General features: G+C 67.3%; 14 protein-coding genes. 9 read left to right on the forward strand and 5 right to left on the reverse strand.

Annotated features, from left to right (window positions below; all coding sequences use genetic code 11):
- The first annotated feature begins 586 nt into the window (after nucleotides 1-586).
- The 4 genes from PSEWESI4_RS11290 to PSEWESI4_RS11305 all read left to right on the forward strand — a co-directional run bounded on the left by PSEWESI4_RS11290 (nucleotide 587) and on the right by PSEWESI4_RS11305 (nucleotide 6,319).
- The gene (locus tag PSEWESI4_RS11290) at nucleotides 587-1,750 is read left to right on the forward strand and encodes a type III PLP-dependent enzyme (protein ID WP_187671301.1); all 1,164 of its coding nucleotides are present in this window, start codon (nucleotides 587-589) and stop codon (nucleotides 1,748-1,750) included.
- Between the two features lie 229 nt (nucleotides 1,751-1,979).
- Nucleotides 1,980-4,289 (forward strand): TonB-dependent receptor, encoded by a 2,310-nt coding sequence (locus PSEWESI4_RS11295; RefSeq protein WP_187671302.1) that lies wholly within the window; start codon nucleotides 1,980-1,982, stop codon nucleotides 4,287-4,289.
- A gap of 228 nt (nucleotides 4,290-4,517) precedes the next feature.
- Complete coding sequence (locus tag PSEWESI4_RS11300; protein ID WP_187671303.1) at nucleotides 4,518-5,198, forward strand: Fe2+-dependent dioxygenase; 681 nt, start codon at nucleotides 4,518-4,520, stop codon at nucleotides 5,196-5,198.
- Between the two features lie 11 nt (nucleotides 5,199-5,209).
- Nucleotides 5,210-6,319, forward strand: a complete 1,110-nt coding sequence (locus PSEWESI4_RS11305; protein ID WP_187671304.1) for an alpha-hydroxy acid oxidase — start codon at nucleotides 5,210-5,212, stop codon at nucleotides 6,317-6,319.
- A 154-nt stretch (nucleotides 6,320-6,473) separates the two neighbouring features.
- Here the strand turns inward: PSEWESI4_RS11305 and PSEWESI4_RS11310 are convergent, their stop codons facing one another.
- Nucleotides 6,474-7,232: a tetratricopeptide repeat protein gene (locus PSEWESI4_RS11310; RefSeq protein WP_187671305.1), complete on the reverse strand. Its 759-nt coding sequence runs from the start codon at nucleotides 7,230-7,232 to the stop codon at nucleotides 6,474-6,476.
- Nucleotides 7,233-7,351: 119 nt separating this feature from the next.
- Here PSEWESI4_RS11310 and PSEWESI4_RS11315 point away from each other — a divergent pair, with 119 nt between their 5' ends.
- The 5 genes from PSEWESI4_RS11315 (at nucleotide 7,352) to PSEWESI4_RS11335 (ending at nucleotide 14,841) form a co-directional block, all read left to right on the forward strand.
- Entirely contained in the window at nucleotides 7,352-9,571 is a 2,220-nt protein-coding gene (locus PSEWESI4_RS11315; RefSeq protein ID WP_187671306.1) for a TonB-dependent receptor, read from the forward strand.
- A 187-nt stretch (nucleotides 9,572-9,758) separates the two neighbouring features.
- Nucleotides 9,759-12,305, forward strand: coding sequence for a sulfite reductase flavoprotein subunit alpha (locus PSEWESI4_RS11320; protein WP_187671307.1), 2,547 nt, complete (start codon nucleotides 9,759-9,761; stop codon nucleotides 12,303-12,305).
- Between the two features lie 192 nt (nucleotides 12,306-12,497).
- Entirely contained in the window at nucleotides 12,498-13,244 is a 747-nt protein-coding gene (locus PSEWESI4_RS11325) for a 5-oxoprolinase subunit PxpA (protein ID WP_187671308.1), read from the forward strand.
- Complete coding sequence (pxpB, locus tag PSEWESI4_RS11330; protein WP_187671309.1) at nucleotides 13,241-13,918, forward strand: 5-oxoprolinase subunit PxpB; 678 nt, start codon at nucleotides 13,241-13,243, stop codon at nucleotides 13,916-13,918. The genes PSEWESI4_RS11325 and pxpB overlap by 4 nt, the downstream gene beginning before the upstream one ends.
- The gene (locus PSEWESI4_RS11335) at nucleotides 13,915-14,841 is read left to right on the forward strand and encodes a 5-oxoprolinase subunit C family protein (protein ID WP_187671310.1); all 927 of its coding nucleotides are present in this window, start codon (nucleotides 13,915-13,917) and stop codon (nucleotides 14,839-14,841) included. The genes pxpB and PSEWESI4_RS11335 overlap by 4 nt, the downstream gene beginning before the upstream one ends.
- Before the next feature lie 17 nt (nucleotides 14,842-14,858).
- On the opposite strand, the gene PSEWESI4_RS11340 is transcribed toward PSEWESI4_RS11335, so the two are convergent.
- The 4 genes from PSEWESI4_RS11340 to PSEWESI4_RS11355 form a co-directional block, all read right to left on the reverse strand.
- Nucleotides 14,859-15,815 (reverse strand): peptide ABC transporter ATP-binding protein, encoded by a 957-nt coding sequence (locus PSEWESI4_RS11340; protein WP_187671311.1) that lies wholly within the window; start codon nucleotides 15,813-15,815, stop codon nucleotides 14,859-14,861.
- Nucleotides 15,812-16,762 (reverse strand): ABC transporter ATP-binding protein, encoded by a 951-nt coding sequence (locus tag PSEWESI4_RS11345; RefSeq protein ID WP_187671312.1) that lies wholly within the window; start codon nucleotides 16,760-16,762, stop codon nucleotides 15,812-15,814. Before PSEWESI4_RS11345 ends, PSEWESI4_RS11340 begins: the two co-directional genes overlap by 4 nt.
- A 267-nt stretch (nucleotides 16,763-17,029) precedes the next feature.
- The gene (locus PSEWESI4_RS11350; protein WP_187671313.1) at nucleotides 17,030-17,917 is read right to left on the reverse strand and encodes an ABC transporter permease subunit; all 888 of its coding nucleotides are present in this window, start codon (nucleotides 17,915-17,917) and stop codon (nucleotides 17,030-17,032) included.
- A 94-nt stretch (nucleotides 17,918-18,011) separates the two neighbouring features.
- Nucleotides 18,012-19,022: an ABC transporter permease subunit gene (locus PSEWESI4_RS11355; RefSeq protein ID WP_187671314.1), complete on the reverse strand. Its 1,011-nt coding sequence runs from the start codon at nucleotides 19,020-19,022 to the stop codon at nucleotides 18,012-18,014.
- Nucleotide 19,023 lies beyond the last annotated feature (1 nt).

Raw genomic sequence — 19,023 nt, forward strand, 5'->3', positions numbered from 1 at the left:
CAGCCTTGCGGATCGAGTGAGCGCTCAAAACCCTGCCGGCCCGCACGGACGGCCCCTCTCCCATTCATGGGAGAGGGCTGGGGAGAGGGAGCTTGGGTTCGTTCCACACTGAAACTTCTTCGTTCACACTGATTCCGTCCCTCACCCTAACCCTCTCCCGGAGGGAGAGGGGACTGGTGCGGTGAGCGCCGATCGGGTAGCCCGGGTGCAATCCGGGAAACGTCAATGCCGCCTACGCCCGCCACCCGGGAAAAAGCCCCTCGAAGCCCCGGTTTGTGCAGCATTCCGGGGCGTTTTGTTTCGTATTCAGAACAGCAGGCGACCGACTGCGCGAAGCGGGTAATTTTTGATTGATCTCGGGGTTCCGTGGTCCTAAAGTTCGCGCCCGAACGTCCATGCTGGAAACGATCCATCCGGCTCAAGTACTGACGACGAGAGGTTATCCCCCGGTGCGGGTAATCCTCGGCGACATGCCTTGGGAAGTAGGCGAACCAAAGTGGGGAAACTGATCAGGCGTTCGCGGTTTCATATGTCATGAAACCACTCCACCTTCCTAGAAAATGTTCAGCCATCTGGAGTCCCGCGCATGTCGATCAAGGTCGAGGATTATTTCGCACCCGCCACGTTCCAACGCATGAAGGCGTTCGCCGATCAGCACGAAACCCCGTTCGTGGTGATCGACCTGAAGACCATTTCCGATGCCTACGACCAGCTCGGCAAATGCTTCCCCTTCGCCAAGGTGTATTACGCGGTCAAGGCCAACCCGGCGCTCGAGATCACCGAGCTGCTGCGTGACAAGGGCTCCAACTTCGACATCGCCTCGATCTACGAGCTGGACAAGGTGATGAGCACCGGTGTCGGCCCGGAGCGCATCAGCTACGGCAACACCATCAAGAAAGCCCGTGATATCCGCTACTTCTACGAGAAGGGCGTGCGCCTGTTCGCCACCGATTCCGAGGCCGACCTGCGCAACATCGCCAAGGCCGCCCCGGGTTCGAAGATCTACGTGCGCATCCTCACCGAGGGTTCGACCTCGGCTGACTGGCCGCTGAGCCGCAAGTTCGGCTGCAACCCGGACATGGCGCTGGACCTGCTGATCCTCGCCAAGCAGCTCGGCCTGGTGCCCTATGGCGTGTCCTTCCACGTCGGCTCGCAGCAGCGCGACATCGACGTCTGGGACGCCGCCATCGCCAAGGTCAAGGTGATCTTCGAGCGTCTGAAGAGCGAAGACGGCATCACCCTGCAGATGATCAATATGGGCGGCGGCTTCCCGGCCAACTACATCCAGCGCACCAACGACCTGGAGACCTACGCCGAGGAGATCACCCGTTTCCTCAAGGAAGACTTCGGCGACGATCTGCCGGAAATAATCCTCGAGCCGGGCCGTTCGCTGATCGCCAACGCCGGCGTCCTGGTCAGCGAGGTGGTGCTGGTCGCCCGCAAGTCGCGCACCGCCGTCGAGCGCTGGGTGTACACCGACGTGGGCAAGTTCTCCGGGCTGATCGAAACCATGGATGAAGCCATCAAGTTCCCGATCTGGACCGAGAAGAAGGGCGAGATGGAAGAGGTGGTGATCGCCGGTCCGACCTGCGACAGCGCCGACATCATGTACGAGAACTACAAGTACGGCCTGCCACTCAACCTGGCCAGCGGCGACCGCCTCTACTGGCTGTCCACCGGCGCCTACACCACCAGCTACAGCGCGGTGGAGTTCAACGGCTTCCCGCCGCTGAAGGCCTACTACCTGTAAGCCTTTCCTGCTGACGGCCAACGCCCACCTCGTGTGGGCGTTCGTTTATCTGGCGTCAATATTTCCCCTTGCAAGGCCCGAAAACCGGCCCTTGAGCCCCGCCTGTCGGTGAAAGTTCCCTTGAGAAATATTCTTGTTACAAAAAAACTTCTGTAAGTGATATGTAAAGATTGATTGCGAGTAATTAGCAATTAATATCGCGCCCCGGTCCCAAACAGGAGTGATTCTCGTGAGCAAGAACGATAATAAGCGTGCACCTATCTCACAGCGCCATCTGATCGCTTCGGCGGTGAGCCTGGCCCTGGCGTCCTGGACGAGCGTTGGCATCGCCGCCGAGGCGAGCGACAGCAACAAGAGCTCTGTCCAACTGGGCAACATCTCGGTGAAAGGGCAGGCGGACAGCTACAAGGTCGACCACACGTCCTCGCCGAAGAACACCGCACCGCTGCTGGATACCCCGCAGACCATCAACGTTATCCCCGAAAAGCTCTACAGGGAGCAGGGCGCGCGCAACCTCACCGACGTATTGAAGAACACTCCCGGGATCAGCTTCGAGGCTGGCGAGAACGGTTTCTCCACCAACTCCAACAACTTCAGCCTGCGTGGTTTCGATACCAGCGGCAACATCTTCGTCGACGGCTCCCGTGACAACGGCAGCTACAGCCGCGACGTGTTCAACACCGAGCAGGTCGAAGTGGTCAAGGGCCCGGCCGCCGACAATGGCCGTGGCGGCGCCGGCGGCTACATCAACCTGGTGACCAAGACCCCGGGCCTGAGCGAGTTCGTCAGCGGCGGCGTCAGCTATGGCTTCGACGACTACAATTCCGAGCCCCGCAAGCGCGGCACCCTGGACACCAACCAGGTGCTCAACGAGAGCACCGCGGTGCGTTTCAACCTGATGCTGGAAAACAGCGGCGTGGCCGGTCGCGAGGAAGCCGAGAAGGACAGTTGGGGCCTGGCGCCGTCGGTGGCCTTCGGCCTGAATACGGACACCCGGGCGATCTTCGCCTACGAACACCTGGAGCAGAACGACCGTCCGGACTGGGGCGTGCCTGCCGCCATGGTCCACGGCATGAAGGGCAACAGCCCCTATAGCCCGACCACCTCCGGCGCTGACCGCGACAATTTCTTCGGCCTGACCTCCGACTACGACGACACCACCGCCGATTCCTTCCTGGCGCGCTTCGAGCACGACCTCTCCGATGGCCTGACCATCAGTAACCAGACGCGCTGGTCCCGCGTCGACCGCCAGGCGCGCTTCACCGTGCCGACCGGCTATACCCCGGCCACCCAACTGGTGAATACCCAGACCCAGTTCTACGACCGGGTCAACACCACCCTGACCAACATGACCAACCTCTCCGCCCAGTTCGCCACTGGCTCGATCAAGCACAGCCTGGCGACCGGCCTGGAACTGACCCGCGAGAAGTCGGAGTCCGATCGCTTCGGCACCCAGAACCGCACGCCGACCAGCATCTTCGACCCCAATGAGGATCGCGACGGCCCGATCAACCTGCCGGCCACCCAGACCAGCGACGTCAAGGTCGATACCGTGGCGCTCTACGTCTACGACACCCTGGAGTTCAACGAGCAGTGGCAGCTCACCGGCGGCCTGCGCCTGGAGAACTACAAGGTGCAGATCGACAGCGAGACCGCTGCCGGCGCGCCGATCGACGTCGACGGCTACGACGACACCGAGTTCACCGTGGGCGGCAAGCTGGGCCTGGTCTACAAGCCGGCGAAGAACGGCAGCATCTACGCGGCCTATGGCGTTTCCACCCAGCCGCCGGGTTCCTATCTGTCCGGTTCGGACATCTCGCGTACCGGCGAGAACGCCTTCCCGGGCTTCGTCGAGGGCGCCGATCCGGTGGAGATCCACGGCTACGAGCTCGGCACCAAGTGGGACTTCTTCGACAACCGCCTGTCCACTGCGGCTGCGCTGTTCTACACCGAGAAAAAGGATGTGCCGATCACCGGGGCTGATACTGTCGGCGGGCCGGTCAGCCTGAAAGGCCACGGCAAGCAGATCGTCAAGGGGCTCGAGCTGAGCGCCTCGGGCAAGATCACCGATGCCTGGGATGTCTACGGCGGCATCGTGTTCATGGACAGCGAGCGCAAGCACAGCGCCTACCTGGACCAGGTGCGCAAGAATGCCAACCCGGCCGATTATGGCGATGTCGACCGCACCAGCGGCGACGAGCTGGCCTTCACGCCGAAGATGACCGCCAGCCTGTGGACCACCTACCGCCTGCCGGTCGGCCTGACCCTGGGCGGCGGCCTGCAACACAGCGACTCGTCCTACCTGGGCCGTCCGGACAATGCCAACCGCATCATTCCCAACGGCAAGTACGGCAAGCTGCCCAGCTACACCATCTTCAACGCCATGGCTTCCTACGCGGTCACGGAGAACGTCGACGTGCGCCTGAACATCGAGAACCTGACCGACGAGGAATACGCCACTTCCTCGAACTGGGCGGGCACTCGCGTGTTCCTGGGCAACCCGCGTACCTACCTGGTCAGCGCCGACTTCCGGTTCTGACCGGCGGTCGCTGTCCCAACGCCCCGGCCGCTTCCAGCGGCCGGGGCGTTTTACGCTCTTGTAGGGTGCACACGGCGCACCCTACAAGAGCGTGTGGTCCGGTTTCGGCGATCTTTCCCTGGCCTGGATCAATTCGAACGGGACGCGGCGCTGTCATAGTCCAGCAGCCCTATTTAGAATCATTTGCGACTGACTGGCGGTTCGCCATGGCCACGGAGACGAACGACGATGCTGCTGACAATCCCCGACGTGCTGCCGCCCGAGCAACTGCGCCAATGTCGCGCGGCGCTGGAGCAGGCGGACTGGCAGGATGGCCGGCAGACTGCCGGCCATATCGCGGTGGCCGCCAAGGCCAACCAGCAGCTTGCCCAGAACGACCCGCTGGTCCAGCAGATCGGTGATTTCATCCTCGAATGCCTGGGCCAGTGCCCACGCTTCATCGCCGCGGCCCTGCCGCTCAAGGTGCTGCCGCCGCGCTTCAACCGCTATGCGGAGGGCGGCACCTATGGCAACCATATCGACAATGCCATCTTCAGCGTGCCGGGGACGCCGCACCGGATTCGCGCGGACCTGTCCGCCACCCTGTTCTTCAGCGAGCCGGACGAGTACGAAGGCGGCGAACTGGTGATCGAGGACAGTTACGGCAGCCACCGCGTCAAGCTGCCGGCCGGGCACCTGGTGCTCTACCCGAGCGGCAGCCTGCACCGGGTCGAGCCGGTCACCCGTGGCGCGCGCCTGGCGGCCTTTTTCTGGATACAGAGCCTGGTGCGCGAGGACAACCAGCGCGCCATGCTGCTCGAGCTGGACGACGCCATCCAGGCGCTGACCCGCGAAGTGCCGGACAGCCCCGAGCTGGTCCGCCTGACCGGGGTCTACCACAACCTGCTGCGGCATTGGTCGCATACCTGAGAGCACGCCTCATGCACCAACCCCTGCCCAAGTTGCAGCAGATTCCGCCGTCCATCGCCGCGGTCGCCGACTACGAACCCTTTGCCCGCGAACGCATGAGCGAGCAGGCCTGGGCCTATATCGCCGGCGGTTCGGCGGACGAGTTGACCCTGCGCGACAACTGCGCCGCATTCCAGCGCCTGCGCCTGCGCAGTCGCGTGCTGCGCGACCTGCGTGGCGGCCACACCCGCGTGCGACTGCTCGGCCAGGAGTTCGAACACCCGATCCTCCTGGCCCCGGTGGCCTACCAGAAGCTCGCCCACCCAGAGGGCGAGCTGGCCAGCGCCTTGGGCGCCTCGGCGTTGGGCGCCGGCATGGTGGTCAGTACCCAGGCCAGCGTCGACCTGGAAGAGATCGCCCGGCAGGTGCAGGCGCCGCTGTGGTTCCAGTTGTATATCCAGCCCGATCGCGAATTCACCGCGTCACTGGTGCGGCGTGTCGAAGCCGCTGGCTACCGGGCGCTGGTGCTGACCGTGGACGCAGCGGTCAGCGGCATCCGCAATCGCGAGCAACGCGCCGGCTTCGCCCTGCCCGAGGGCGTCGAGGCGGTCAACCTGCGTGGCATGCGCCAGCTTGCTGGCCAGGCGGATGGCCGCATCCTGCTCGGCACGCCGCTGCTGGAGACGGCACCGACCTGGGAAGACCTGCAATGGCTGCGTTCGCTGACCCGCCTGCCCGTGCTGGTCAAGGGTGTGATGTGCGCCGAGGATGCCCGGCGAGCGGTCGCCGAGGGCGTCGACGGGATCATCGTCTCCAACCACGGCGGTCGTACCCTGGACGGACAGCCGGCGACCATCGAAGTGCTGGCGGAAATCGCCGAGGCGGTGGAGGGGAGGGTGCCGCTGCTCATGGATGGCGGCATCCGCCGTGGCGGCGACATCCTCAAGGCCCTGGCCCTGGGGGCCAGCGCGGTGCTGGTGGGGCGGCCCTACGTGTTCGGCCTGGCCGCCGCCGGCGCGGTAGGAGTGGCCCATGTGCTGCAGATCCTGCGCGCCGAACTGGAAGTGGCAATGGCGCTGACCGGCTGCCGCACCCTGGCGGATATCGAGGCTTCCCTGATCTATCGCGGGATCGCCCCGTAGGAGCGCGCCATGCGCGCGAATCGCGGCCATGGGCCGCTCCTACGAGAGGGGCCCAGGCCGCCGTACCCTGGCGGACATCGAGGCTTCCCTGATCTATCGCGGGATCGCCCCGTAGGAGCGCGCCATGCGCGCGAATCGCGGCCATGGGCCGCTCCTACGAGAGGGACCCAGGCTGCCGTGCCAGCAGCGCCTGGTAACTCTCGTGGTCACTCCCATCCCCCAACTCCGCCGCGCGCCGGTGATAGGCGAGGGCAAGATCGTCCAGGCCCGGCAGGGCCAGCAGCCGGTCGCGACTGGCTCGCAGGAAGTTGAGGTTGCCGCCCGCCAGTGCACGCTCCAGCCAATGGCGGGCCTGCTCCGCTCGGTCTTGCTCGAGCAGGCGTAGGGCATAGCTGAACTGGCCGCGAAAATCGCCCCCTTCCGCCGAGCGCCGGAACCATTCCAGCGCCGCCTGCGGCTCGGGTTCGGCGAGCACCCCCTCATGCAGGTAGCGACCGACCAGGTTCATGGATTTCGCATGACCCAGCTCGGCCGCGCGCAGGTACAGCGCGAACGCCTGGCGATGGTCCTGTGCCACGCCGCGACCGGTGGCCAGCAGGTTGGCCAGGTTGTACATGCCCCAGTCCAGGCCACGTTCGGCGGCCTGCTGGAAGCAGCGCGCCGCCGCTTCCAGGTCGGGTGGGCAGCCCCAACCGTGCTCGTGGCAGCGGCCGAGCATGTTCAGCGCCATCGCATGGCCCTGGCGGGCGGCGATGCCGAACCAGGTGAAGGCCAGGGCCGCGTCCCGGCTGATGCCCTGGCCGTCGAGCAGGATCTGGCCGAGCAGTGCCTGGGCATCGACCTCCCCCTGCCCGGCGGCCTCCAGCAGGAGGCGGGCGATGGTGCGTGGATCGGTATCGGAAAGTGTGGTCATGGATGAGCTTTTGGGACGAGCGTTCAACAGATGCGTTTGAGAATTTTTATCATTTGTATTGCAAATAATAAATTGTTGCAAATAAGATTGCCCGCCATTTTCATTGGGGGGACTGCATGATGCAAAACCAATCCATGGGCCCGAGCGGGCTTTCTCAGAAACAACTCCTTGCTTCCGCCATCGGCCTGGCTCTGGCCGGCCAGGGCGGTTTCGCGCTGGCGGCAGAGACCGGCAACGGTCAACTGGAGCTGGGCAATATCTCGGTGAAGGGCCAGGCGGACGCCGGCTACAAGACCGAGAAGTCGGCCTCGGCCAAGTACTCCGAGCCGCTGCTCGACGTGCCGCAGACCATCACCGTGGTGCCGCCCAAGGTGATCCAGGAGCAGCAGGCACTGAGCCTGCGCCAGGTGCTGTCCAACGTCTCCGGCATCACCTTCAACGCCGGCGAGGGCGGTGGCGGCTCCGGCGACAGCATCAACATCCGTGGCTTCTCCGCCAACAGCAACATCCAGATCGATGGCCTTCGCGACAGCGCGCAGACCAACCGTACCGATACCTTCAACGTCGAGCAGGTGGAGGTCATCAAGGGGCCGAACTCGGTGTTCGGCGGGGCGGGCACCACCGGCGGCAGCATCAACATCATCAGCAAGCAGCCGCAGGACGAGGCCTTCACCCGCCTTGGCGGCAGCATCGGCACCGACAACTACTACCGCCTGACCCTGGACGCCAACCAGCCGCTGGAAGGCGTGGGCGAGAACAGCGCGTTCCGCATCAACCTGATGGGCCACCAGAACGACGTGCCTGACCGCGAAGAGATCGATCGCGAGCGCTGGGGCATCGCACCCTCGCTGCGCCTGGGCTTCAGCGAGTCCACCCGTCTTACGCTGAGCGCCTTCCACCAGACCGACGACAACATGCCGGACTACGGCGTTCCGGCCCGGGATGGCAAGAAGCTCTCCGGCGTCGACCGCGATGCCTACTTCGGCTGGAAGAACCTCGACAAGGAGGAGATCGAGCAGAACTCCTTCACCGCCAACTTCGAGCACGACTTCAACGACAACCTGCGCTTGCAGAACCTGACGCGCTACAGCCACATCTCGCGCGACACCACCATCTCCGCTTCCCACGTCAACGTCGATGGCGTGCCGCCCGGCCGCTATCGTCCGGCGGGGCCGCAGGGCTATGGCCGCGACGCGACCACCGAGATGTGGATCAACCAGACCAACCTGATCAGCAACTTCGAGATCGCCGGGATGCGCCACGACCTGGTGGCGGGCGCGGAAATCTCCCGGGAAACCCTCGACCTGAAGACCTACAACCACGGTCTGGGCAACGCGCTGTATCCGTCCGACGGCTACGACCTGGGCAACCCGCCCGGCTACTGGAGCGGCCCGGTCAACAAGGCGACCAGCGGCTACACCGAGACCGAGCTGACCGACAAGGCGCTGTACCTGTTCGACACCATCGCCCTGCACGAGCAATGGGACCTCAACCTGGGCCTGCGCTACGACAAGTTCGAGGGTGAAGCCGACGGCTATTCGGCGGCCCACGTGAAGACTTCCGACCTGTCGTCCACCGACGAGAAGCTGAGTGGCCGCGTCGGCCTGGTCTACAAGCCGGCGCCGAACGGTCGCATCTACGTGGCCTGGGGCAACTCCTTCAACCCCTCCGCCGAAAGCCTGGCGTCCACTGGCAGCGGCCTGAGCGCGGCGACCGCGGACCTCGACCCGGAGAAGAACGAGACCTGGGAACTGGGCACCAAGTGGGAACTGTTCGGCGGCCGCCTGGAGCTGGATGGCGCCCTGTTCCGTGTCGAGAAGACCGACGCGCGGGAAACCATGGCCGACGGCTCAACCCAACTGGCCGGCAAGCAGCGCGTGCAGGGCGTGGAGCTCGGCGTGACCGGCCACATCACCGAGCAGTGGGACGTGTTCGCCAACTACACCTTCCTCGACAGCGAGACCCTGGAGGCGGCCGACACCCCGGCGGGCATCGCTCGCGAAGGCCAGGCGCTGGGCAATACCCCGCCACGCTCGCTGAACCTGTGGACCACCTACGAACTGCCGGCCGGCTGGACCATCGGCTACGGCGCCCGCTACGTCAGCGAGCGTAACGTGAGCTCCAGCACCCAGGCCAAGCTGGACGACTACTGGCTGCACAACGCGATGGTCGCCTACCGGGTCAACGAGAACCTCGACCTGCAACTCAACGTGAACAACCTGTTCGACAAGGACTACGTCGAGCGGGTGCGCCAGCAGGTCGGCACCGACGCACGTTCCTCGGCCATCGAGTACGGCGACGCGCGTTCGGCGATCCTCTCGGCCACCTACAGCTTCTGATCGTTGCAGCGCTTCACGAACCTCGCCCACCCGGGCGAGGTTTTCGTTTGTGGGGCGGGTAAAGGAAAGGTAAATGGCCATTACCCGGCTACTGGTGAAATTGATTCTCAACTAGAATCCGCCACCTTCCTGTTTCGATATACAAGGCTGGCCTCTGGCAGGCGCTGGCCGTGCAAGGTGGATATCCGTGTTCAAGAAAACCCTGTTCCAGTTGCACTGGTTCTTCGGCATCACGGCCGGCCTAGTGCTCGCCATCATGGGCGTGACCGGCGCGCTCTACAGTTTCGAAGGCGAAATCATGCGCGTGCTGAACCCGGACACCCTGCGCGTGCAGGTGCGCGAGGGCGGCATGCTGGCGCCGGCCGAACTGGTGGCGAAGCTCGAAGCGGCGGCCGACGACAAGGTTTCCGGCCTGTGGGTCGATGGCCGCGGCGACAGCGCCGCGCGGGTGTTCTTCACCCCGCCGCCGGGCGAACGGCGCGGGCCGGTGCGTTTCTTCGATCCCTACACCGGCGAGATGCTCGGCCAGCCCGTTGGCCAGGGCTTCTTCCATTTCGTCCTGCAACTGCACCGCTGGCTGGCCATGGGCGATGTCGGCAAGCAGATCACCGCCGCCAGCACCCTGGCGCTGATCTTCTTCTGCCTGTCCGGGTTGTACCTGCGCTGGCCGCGCAAGGCGCTTAGCTGGCGCACCTGGCTGACCCTCGACTGGGCCAAGAAGGGCCGCAGCTTCAACTGGGACCTGCACGCGGTGGCCGGCACCTGGGCCCTGCTGTTCTACCTCTGCGCGGCGCTGACCGGGTTGTTCTGGTCCTACGACTGGTATCGCGAAGGGCTCAACAAGCTGCTCGCCGATGCGCCGGCCGGCCAGGAGCAGGGCAAGCGTGGCGAAGGCCGCCAGGGCGGGCGCGGCCCGCAGGCGGCGGAAGGACCGCCGCTGGTGGTCGACTACGGCGCCGTGTGGCAGAGCATCCAGCAGACTGCCGGACCGGAGCTGGTCGCCTGGAACCTGCGCCTGCCGCCAGCCGGTGGCCAGCCGGCGACGGTCTTCTACCTGCTCGCCGATGCCGAGCACCCGCGCGCCCTCAATCAGATCCAGCTCGACCCGGTCAGCGGCCAGGTCGTCCGTCACGAGCGCTATGCCGACAAGAGCTTCAAGGCGCAACTGCTGGCCAGCGTCTACGCCCTGCACGTCGGCGAGTACTTCGGTCTGCCGGGGCGCATCCTGATGATGCTGGCCAGCGCCGCGATGCCGCTGTTCTTCATCACCGGCTGGCTGCTCTACCTCGACCGCCGGCGCAAGAAGCGCGCGGCCAGGGCGGCGCGCGGCACCCTCGGCGACAGCGCCGGTGAGGACGCCTGGCTGATCGGCTTCGCCAGCCAGAGCGGCTTTGCCGAGCAACTGGCCTGGCAGACCGCCGGCCAGTTGCAGGCCGCCGGCCTGGCGGTGCGCGTACAGCCCCTGGCTCGACTGGACGAGCAGGGCCTGCGTCAGGCGCAGCGTGCCCTGTTCGTGGTCAGCACCTTCGGCGATGGCGAGGCGCCGGACAGCGCGCGTGGATTCGAGCGCAAGCTGCTCGGCCAGTCGCTCGGCCTGGATCAGCTCAGCTACGCGGTGCTGGCCCTCGGCGATCGCCAGTACGAGCAGTTCTGCGGTTTCGCCCGGCGCCTGCACGACTGGCTCGCCGGCCAGGGCGCGCACAGCCTGTTCGCCCCGGTCGAGGTGGACGGCAGCGATGCCCAGGCCCTGGGCCGCTGGCAGCAGCAACTGGCCGAGCTGACCGGCGCGCAACCGCTGGCGCTGCAAGAGGTGCCGTTCGAGGGCTGGACGCTGGAGCGCCGCGAACTGCTCAACCCGGGCAGCCAGGGCGCGCCGACCTTCCTGCTTGGCCTGACTCCGCTGGAGCCGCGCACCTGGGAGGCTGGCGATATCCTCGAAGTGCTGCCGCGCCACCCGGAAGCGCGAGTTCGCGCCTGGCTGGAGCACCTTGGCCTGGATGAGGCCGAAGCGGTGACGCTCGGTTCCTTGTCCCTGCCGTTGCACGAAGCGCTGGCCGGCCGCCAGTTGCCGGACAGCACGGCCCATCTGGTCGGCCTGCATGCCCAGGCGCTGGTGGACGCCCTGGTGCCCCTGGAGTCGCGCGAATACTCCATCGCCTCGCTGCCCAGCGATGGCGTGCTGGAACTGATCGTGCGCCAGGAGCGGCGTGCCGACGGCAACCTCGGCCTGGGCTCCGGCTGGCTGACCGAATATGCCCGCACGGGCGCCACGCTGGTGGCCCGGCTGCGTCGCAACAGCGGCTTCCACGTGCCGGAGGACGACTGCCCGCTGATCCTGATCGGCAACGGAACCGGCCTCGCCGGCCTGCGCGCACTGCTCAAGGCGCGCATCGTCGCCGGCCAGCAGCGCAACTGGCTGCTGTTCGGCGAGCGCAACCTGGAACACGACTTCTACTGTCGCGCCGAGCTGGAAGCGGCGCTGGCCAGCGGCGACCTCCAGCGTCTGGACGTGGCCTTCTCCCGCGACCAGGCACAGAAGATCTACGTGCAAGACCGCCTCCGCGAGCGGGGCGAGGAACTGCGCCAGTGGATAGCCGAAGACGCGGCCGTCTACGTCTGCGGCAGCCTGGAAGGCATGGCCGGCGGCGTCGATGCGGCGCTGCGCGAACTGCTCGGCGATACCGCCGTGGAACAGTTGACCGAGGAAGGCCGCTACCGGCGCGACGTGTATTGATCCACCAAGGAAGCTCGCCCCACTTGGTGTGGGGCGTTTCTGTAGGGTGCGCCGTGCGCACCGTTTACCTGGCATATACCCTTGGCGTTCTGCTGAAAGCGATGGTATTGGCGGCCGGTTGGTGCGCACGGCGCACCCTACAAAAGCTTTCGCACCTACGTTCCAGCCTGGTTTATGGCCATAATCCTTCCCATGACTAAACGCATTCTTCTCAACTGCGACATGGGCGAGAGTTTCGGCGCCTGGCGGATGGGCGACGACGAGCACGCCATGCCGCTGGTCGACCAGGCCAACCTGGCCTGCGGTTTCCACGCCGCCGATCCGCTGACCATGCAGCGCACCGTCGCCCTGGCGGTGCGGCACGGCGTGAGCATCGGCGCGCACCCGTCCTATCCCGATCTGGCCGGTTTCGGCCGCCGCCACCTGGCCTGCTCGCCGGAGGAGGTCGAGGCCCTGGTGCTCTATCAGCTCGGCGCGCTGGAAGCCTTCTGCCGGGCTGCCGGCAGCCAACTGGCCTACGTCAAGCCGCATGGCGCGCTATACAACGACCTGGTACGCGACGATGCGTTGTTCGACGCGGTGCTGCGAGCCTGCGCCGGCTTCCGCGCCGGTCTGCCGCTGATGGTCCTGGCGCTGGCCGACAACACCCGCGAGCGGCGTCTGGCGGAGAGCGTCGGTGTGCCGCTGCTGTTCGAGGCCTTCGCCGACCGCGCCTACCTCTCCGATGGCCAGTTGGCGCCGCGTCGGCTGGCCGGCGCGGTGCACCACGAGCCGCAGCGCATCCTCGAGCAGGCCCTGGCCATCGCCCGTGGCGAGCCGTTCGCCGATCTCGACGGCCAGCCCCTGCGCCTCGAGGCCGACAGCCTCTGCGTGCATGGCGACAACCCGGAATCCCTGGCCGTGCTGCGTCGCTTGCGGGCCATGCTGGACGCCGCGTGATCGAGATACGTCCCGCTGGCGCCGAGGCGCTGCTGCTGGTCCTGGCCGAGTGTCCCGAGCCGGGGCTGCCGGCGCGTATCGCCGCACTGGCCGATACCTTGCGCCAGCGGTTCGGTGCGCAACTGATCGATCCGGTGCCAGGCTGGAACAGCCTGCTGCTGCACTACGACCTGCTGCGTACCGACCATCACCAACTTGCCGGACAACTGCGTCCGCTGCTCGATGCCTGGCAGCGGCAGCCGGTCGTGGACAATGGCGGGCGTCTGCACGAAATCCCCATCTGGTACGCCGGCGAGGACCTGCCTGAAGTCGCGGCCGCCTGCGGGCTTGGCATCGACGAGGTGATCGCCCTGCACAGCGGCACCCGGTACCAGGTCGGCGCCATCGGCTTCGCGCCGGGCTTCGCCTATCTGGGCGAGCTGGATGCGCGTCTCACCCTGCCGCGTCGCGCCACGCCGCGCACTCGTGTACCGGGCGGCAGCCTGGCCATCGCCGAGCGGCAGACCGCCATCTACCCGCAAGCGTCGCCCGGTGGCTGGCACCTGATCGGCCGCTGTCCGTGGCGGCTGTTCGATGCGCGAGTCGTACCGCCGTGCCCGTTGGCGGTGGGGGACCGGGTGCGTTTCGTGGCCATCGACGAGGATACCTATCGCCGCGAGGGTGGCGAGCCTTGAGTGGCTTCCGGGTGGTCGAGGCGGGGCCGCTGAGCCTGTTGCAGGACGGCGGGCGTCACGGCTGGCAGCACCTCGGCGTATCGTCGTGCGGCCCGCTTGATCCGCACGCCGCGGCCTGGGCCAACCGGCTGCTCGGCAATCCCTGGGGAACGGCATTGCTGGAAATCGCCCTCGGTGGCGTGGTGCTGGAGTGCGTTGGCGATTGTTGGGTGGCCTTGTGTGGCGCCGATCTGCCGATCAGCGTGGATGGCGAATCGAGGCCGAACTGGTCGCGTTTCCTGGTCCGCGCCGGCCAACGCCTTGAACTGGGCTTCGCGCGCAGTGGCCAACGCGCTTACCTGGCGGTGCCCGGTGGCCTGCGGGCGGAACCGGTGCTGGGCAGCGTCGCCTGCCAGGTGCGCGAGGGTCTGGGCGGCCTGCATGGCGACGGCCGCCCCTTGCAGGCCGGCGACCGGCTGGGCGGTGCTGCCGGAGACTTCCTCCGGGCGGCCAGTGTGCCCTGGCCATTCGTGCCGGACTACCGGCAGCCGAAAGCCTTGTGCGTCTTGCCTGCCGACGGTGTGTCGCAGGCGGTGCTGGAGCATTTCATCGGGCGGCCTTGGCGTCTCAGCCCGCAGTCCGACCGCATGGGCGCGCGGCTGCAAGGCGAGCCGATGCATCTGCCGCCGAGCGAGTGGTCGCAAGGGGTGGCGAACGGTGCGATCCAGATCCCGCCGGACGGCCAGCCGATCATTCTCCAGGCCGACCGCCAGACCATGGGCGGCTATCCGGTTCTCGGCTGGCTGCACCCGTTGGATGCCGGGCGATTGGCGCAGACGCCGGCGCATGGCGAGCTGCGTTTCGTCGTTGGCGAGTTGGCGAGGGCGCAGGCGGAGTTACGTGCGTTTTATCGGTTCTTCGGACGTTTGGTTCAAGCGATGTAGTCCGGATTGCATCCGGGCTACCCGATCCGCTCCGCGTGGTGGCAGGCCACCTGCCGGCCTTCCAGCGGGCGCAGTTCGGGGCGCTCGCTGCGGCAACGCTCCGTGGCATGCGGGCAGCGGGTGTGGAAGGCACAGCCGGCGGGTGGGTCGAGCGGGTCGGGGAGTTCGCCGGTGAGGGCGATGCGCGGGCGCTGCGGGTCGGGATGCAGGCTCGGCGTGGCGGCCAGCAGCGCCTGGGTATAGGGATGTAGCGGACGTTCGTAGAGGCGGCTGGTGGCGCCGGTCTCGACCGCCCGGCCGAGGTACATCACCAGCACTTCGTCGGCCAGGTGCCGGACCACCGCCAGGTTGTGGGAGATGAACACGTAGGCGGTGGCGAACTCGGCCTGCAGGTCCTGGAACAGGTTGAGTACCTGGGCCTGGATCGACACGTCGAGCGCCGAGGTCGGTTCGTCGGCGACCAGCACCTTGGGGCGCAGCATCATCGCCCGGGCGATGGCGATGCGCTGGCGCTGGCCGCCGGAGAACATGTGCGGGTAGCGCTGCGCGTGCTCGGCGCGCAGGCCGACCTGTTCGAGCATCGCCAGCACCCGTTCGCGGCGTTCGGCGCGGTTCAGGTCGGTGTTGATCAGCAACGGCTCGGCCAACTGGTCGGCGATCTTCTGCCGTGGGTTGAGCGAGGCGTAGGGGCTCTGGAACACCATCTGCACGTCGCGGCGCAGTTCGCGGCCATGCACGAGCGCGTCGCGGCCGGCGATCTCCAGGCTGCCGCCGTCGGGCTTTTCGATCAGCGTCAACGCGCGGGCCAGGGTCGACTTGCCGCAGCCGGACTCGCCGACCACCGCGAGGGTCTTGCCGGCCGCGAGATCGAAGGACACGCCGTTCAGCGCGCGCACCAGTGCCGGCTTGCGCAGCAGGCCGCGCGACACCTCGTAGTGGCGGGAGAGCTCGCGCGCGCTGAGGACGATGCTCATCGGGCCTCCTGGTTGAGCGGGAAGAAGCAGCGCACCGCGCCCAGGCGGCTCGGCTCCAGGGCCGGGCGCTCGGCGCAGCGCGGTTGCACGTAGGGGCAGCGCGGCGCCAGCAGGCAGCCGGAAGGACGGTCGAAGCGGCCGGGAACGATGCCCGGCAGGCTGCTCAGGCGCGCCTGGCCGGGCTGCGGGATGGCCGCCAGCAGCGCCTCGCTGTAGGGGTGCGCGGGGGCGTCGAACAGCGCCGGCAAGCGGCCCAGCTCGACCGCCTGGCCGGCATACATCACGCAGACCCGCTCGGCGGTTTCGGCGACCACCGCGAGGTCGTGGCTGATCAGCAGCAGGGCCATGCCGCGCTCGCGCTGGAGGTCGAGCAGCAGCGCCATGATCTGCGCCTGGATGGTCACGTCCAGCGCGGTGGTCGGCTCGTCGGCGATCAGCAGGCGCGGCTCCCCGGCGATGGCCATGGCGATCGCCACGCGCTGGGCCATGCCGCCGGACAACTGGTGCGGGTAGGTGTCCAGGCGCCGTGCGGCGGCGGGGATTTCCACCCGTTCGAGCAGTTCGATGGCGCGCTGGCGGGCGGCCTTGCCCTTGAGCCCGAGGTGCTGGCGCAGCACTTCCTCGATCTGGAAGCCCACGGTGTAGCTGGGGTTGAGGGCGCTCGACGGGTCCTGGAAGACCATGGCGATGTCCTTGCCGACGATCCGCCGTCGCTCGCGGGGACCGAGGGCCAGCATGTCCTGGCCGGCGAAACGCAGCGCATCGGCGCCGACCCGGCCGGGCGGGTCGATGAGGCCCATCAGCGCCAGCATGCTCACCGACTTGCCGGAACCGGACTCGCCGACGATGGCCAGCACTTCGCCGGCGTCCAGGGTCAGGTCCAGGCCATCGACCACCGGGGCGCCGCCGAAGCTGACGGTGAGGTTGCGGATGTCGAGCAGGCTCATCGGGATTTTGCCCTGTGCACTGGGTGCTCCCGCTTCCACTCATGGGAGAGGGCGGCACGCTCCGGCATCAGCGTTGCCGGTTTTCCCTCTCCCCCGGCCCCTCTCCCGTGAACGGGAGAGGGGCGGTACTTGCGATCCCGTCCCACCGCCATCGCGGCCGATCGCCTCGCGCCAATCCCTCCCGTAGGAGCGGCCCATGGCCGCGATGCCAGGGCGTGGCCGACGTTTTGCGGCCATGGGCCGCGCCTGCGGTTCATCTTCCCCACCTCACAGGACGTTCTTCAGCTTCGGGTCCAGCGCATCGCGCAGGCCGTCGCCGATCAGGTTGATGGCCAGCACGCTGAGCAGGATGGTCAGGCCGGGCAGGGTGACCACCCACCAGGCGCGCTCGATGTAGTCGCGGGCCGAGGCCAGCATGCTGCCCCATTCGGGCGTCGGCGGCTGTACGCCGAGGCCGAGGAAGCCCAGCGCGGCGGCGTCGAGGATGGCCGCCGAGAAGCTCAGGCTGGCCTGCACGATCAGCGGCGCCAGGCAGTTCGGCAGCACGGTGATGAACATCAGGCGCGGCAGGCGCGCGCCGGCCAGCCGCGCGGCGGTGACGTAGTCGCGCTGCACCTCGCCGAGCACCGCGGCGCGGGTCAGGCGCACGTAGGCGGGCAGCGAGACGATGGCGATGGCGATCACCGTGTTGACCAGCCCCGGACCGAGGATGGCGACGATCGCCACCGCCAGCAGCAGCGCCGGCAGGGCCAGCATCACGTCCATCGCGCGCATGATCGGCGGGCCCAGGCGGCGCGGCGAGAAGCCGGCGACCAGCCCGAGCAGCACCCCCGGCAACAGCGCCAGGACCACCGAGGCGAGGCCGATCAGCAGCGACAGGCGGGCACCGAAGATCAGCCGCGAGAGCAGGTCGCGGCCCAGTTCGTCGGTGCCCAGCGGGAAGCGCCACTGGCCGCCTTCCAGCCAGGCCGGCGGGGTGAGCAGGGCGTCGCGGAACTGCTGGCCGGGGTCGTGCGGCGCCAGCCAGGGAGCGAACAGCGCGCAGGCGAGCACCAGCAGCATGAAGGCCAGCCCGCCGAGGGCACCCTTGTTGCGCGCGAAGGCCTGCCAGAATTCACGCATCGGCGAGGGGTAGGCGAGGGTGGCGGTGGTCATGCGGCGCTCCCGCAGTTGCAGGAGCGAGCTTGCTCGCGATGCTCTTTCGGGGGACAGATCGCGAGCAAGCTCGCTCCTACAGGGGATGGGGCGTTCATCGTGCGTGCCTGATGCGCGGGTTGGCCAGCCCGTAGAGCAGGTCCACGGTGAAGTTGACCAGGATCACCAGCCCGGCGATCAGCAGGATGCCGTTCTGCACCACCGGGTAGTCGCGGGCGGCGATGGACTCGATCAGCCACTTGCCGATCCCCGGCCAGGAGAAGATGGTCTCGGTCAGCACCGCGCCGGAAAGCAGCGCGCCGACTTGCAGGCCGAACACCGTGAGCACCGGGATCAGCGCGTTGCGCAGGCCGTGCACGAACACCACCCGCGCCGGCGACAGGCCCTTGGCCCTGGCGGTGCGGATGTAGTCCTCGCGCAGCACTTCGAGCATCGCCGAGCGGGTCATCCGGGCGATCACCGCCAGCGGGATGGTGCCCAGCACGATGGCCGGCAGGATCAGGTGGCGCAGGGCGTCGAGGAAGGCGCCGTCCTCTTCCGAGAGCAGCGCGTCGACCAGCATGAAGCCGGTGCGCGGTTCGATGTCGTAGAGCAGGTCGATGCGTCCGGATACCGGCGTCCAGCCGAGCCCCACCGAGACGACGATCTGCAACATCAGCCCCCACCAGAAGATCGGCATCGAGTAGCCGGTGAGCGACAGGCCCATCACCCCGTGGTCGAACCAGGAGCCGCGTTTCAGCGCGGCGACCACCCCGGCGAGCAGGCCGAGGACGCCAGCGAACAGCAGGGCGGCGCCGGCCAGTTCCAGGGTGGCGGGAAACAGCGCGGCGAACTCGTTCCAGACGCTTTCCCCGGAGCGGAACGAACGGCCGAGGTCGCCCTGGACGAGTTGGCCGAGGTAGTCGAGATACTGTCGGTACAGCGGCTGGTCGAGGCCCAGGCGCTGCATGGCTTCGGCGTGCGCCTGCGGATCGAGGCGGCGCTCGCCCATCATCACTTCCACCGGGTCGCCGGGGATCAGGCGGATCAGCGCGAAGGTCAGCAGGGTGACGCCGAAGAAGGTCGGCACCAGCAGGCCCAGGCGTCGGAAGAGAAAGGCCAGCATG

Origin of the sequence: Zestomonas carbonaria (genome assembly GCF_904061905.1) — a bacterium.
Lineage (GTDB): Bacteria > Pseudomonadota > Gammaproteobacteria > Pseudomonadales > Pseudomonadaceae > Aquipseudomonas > Aquipseudomonas carbonaria.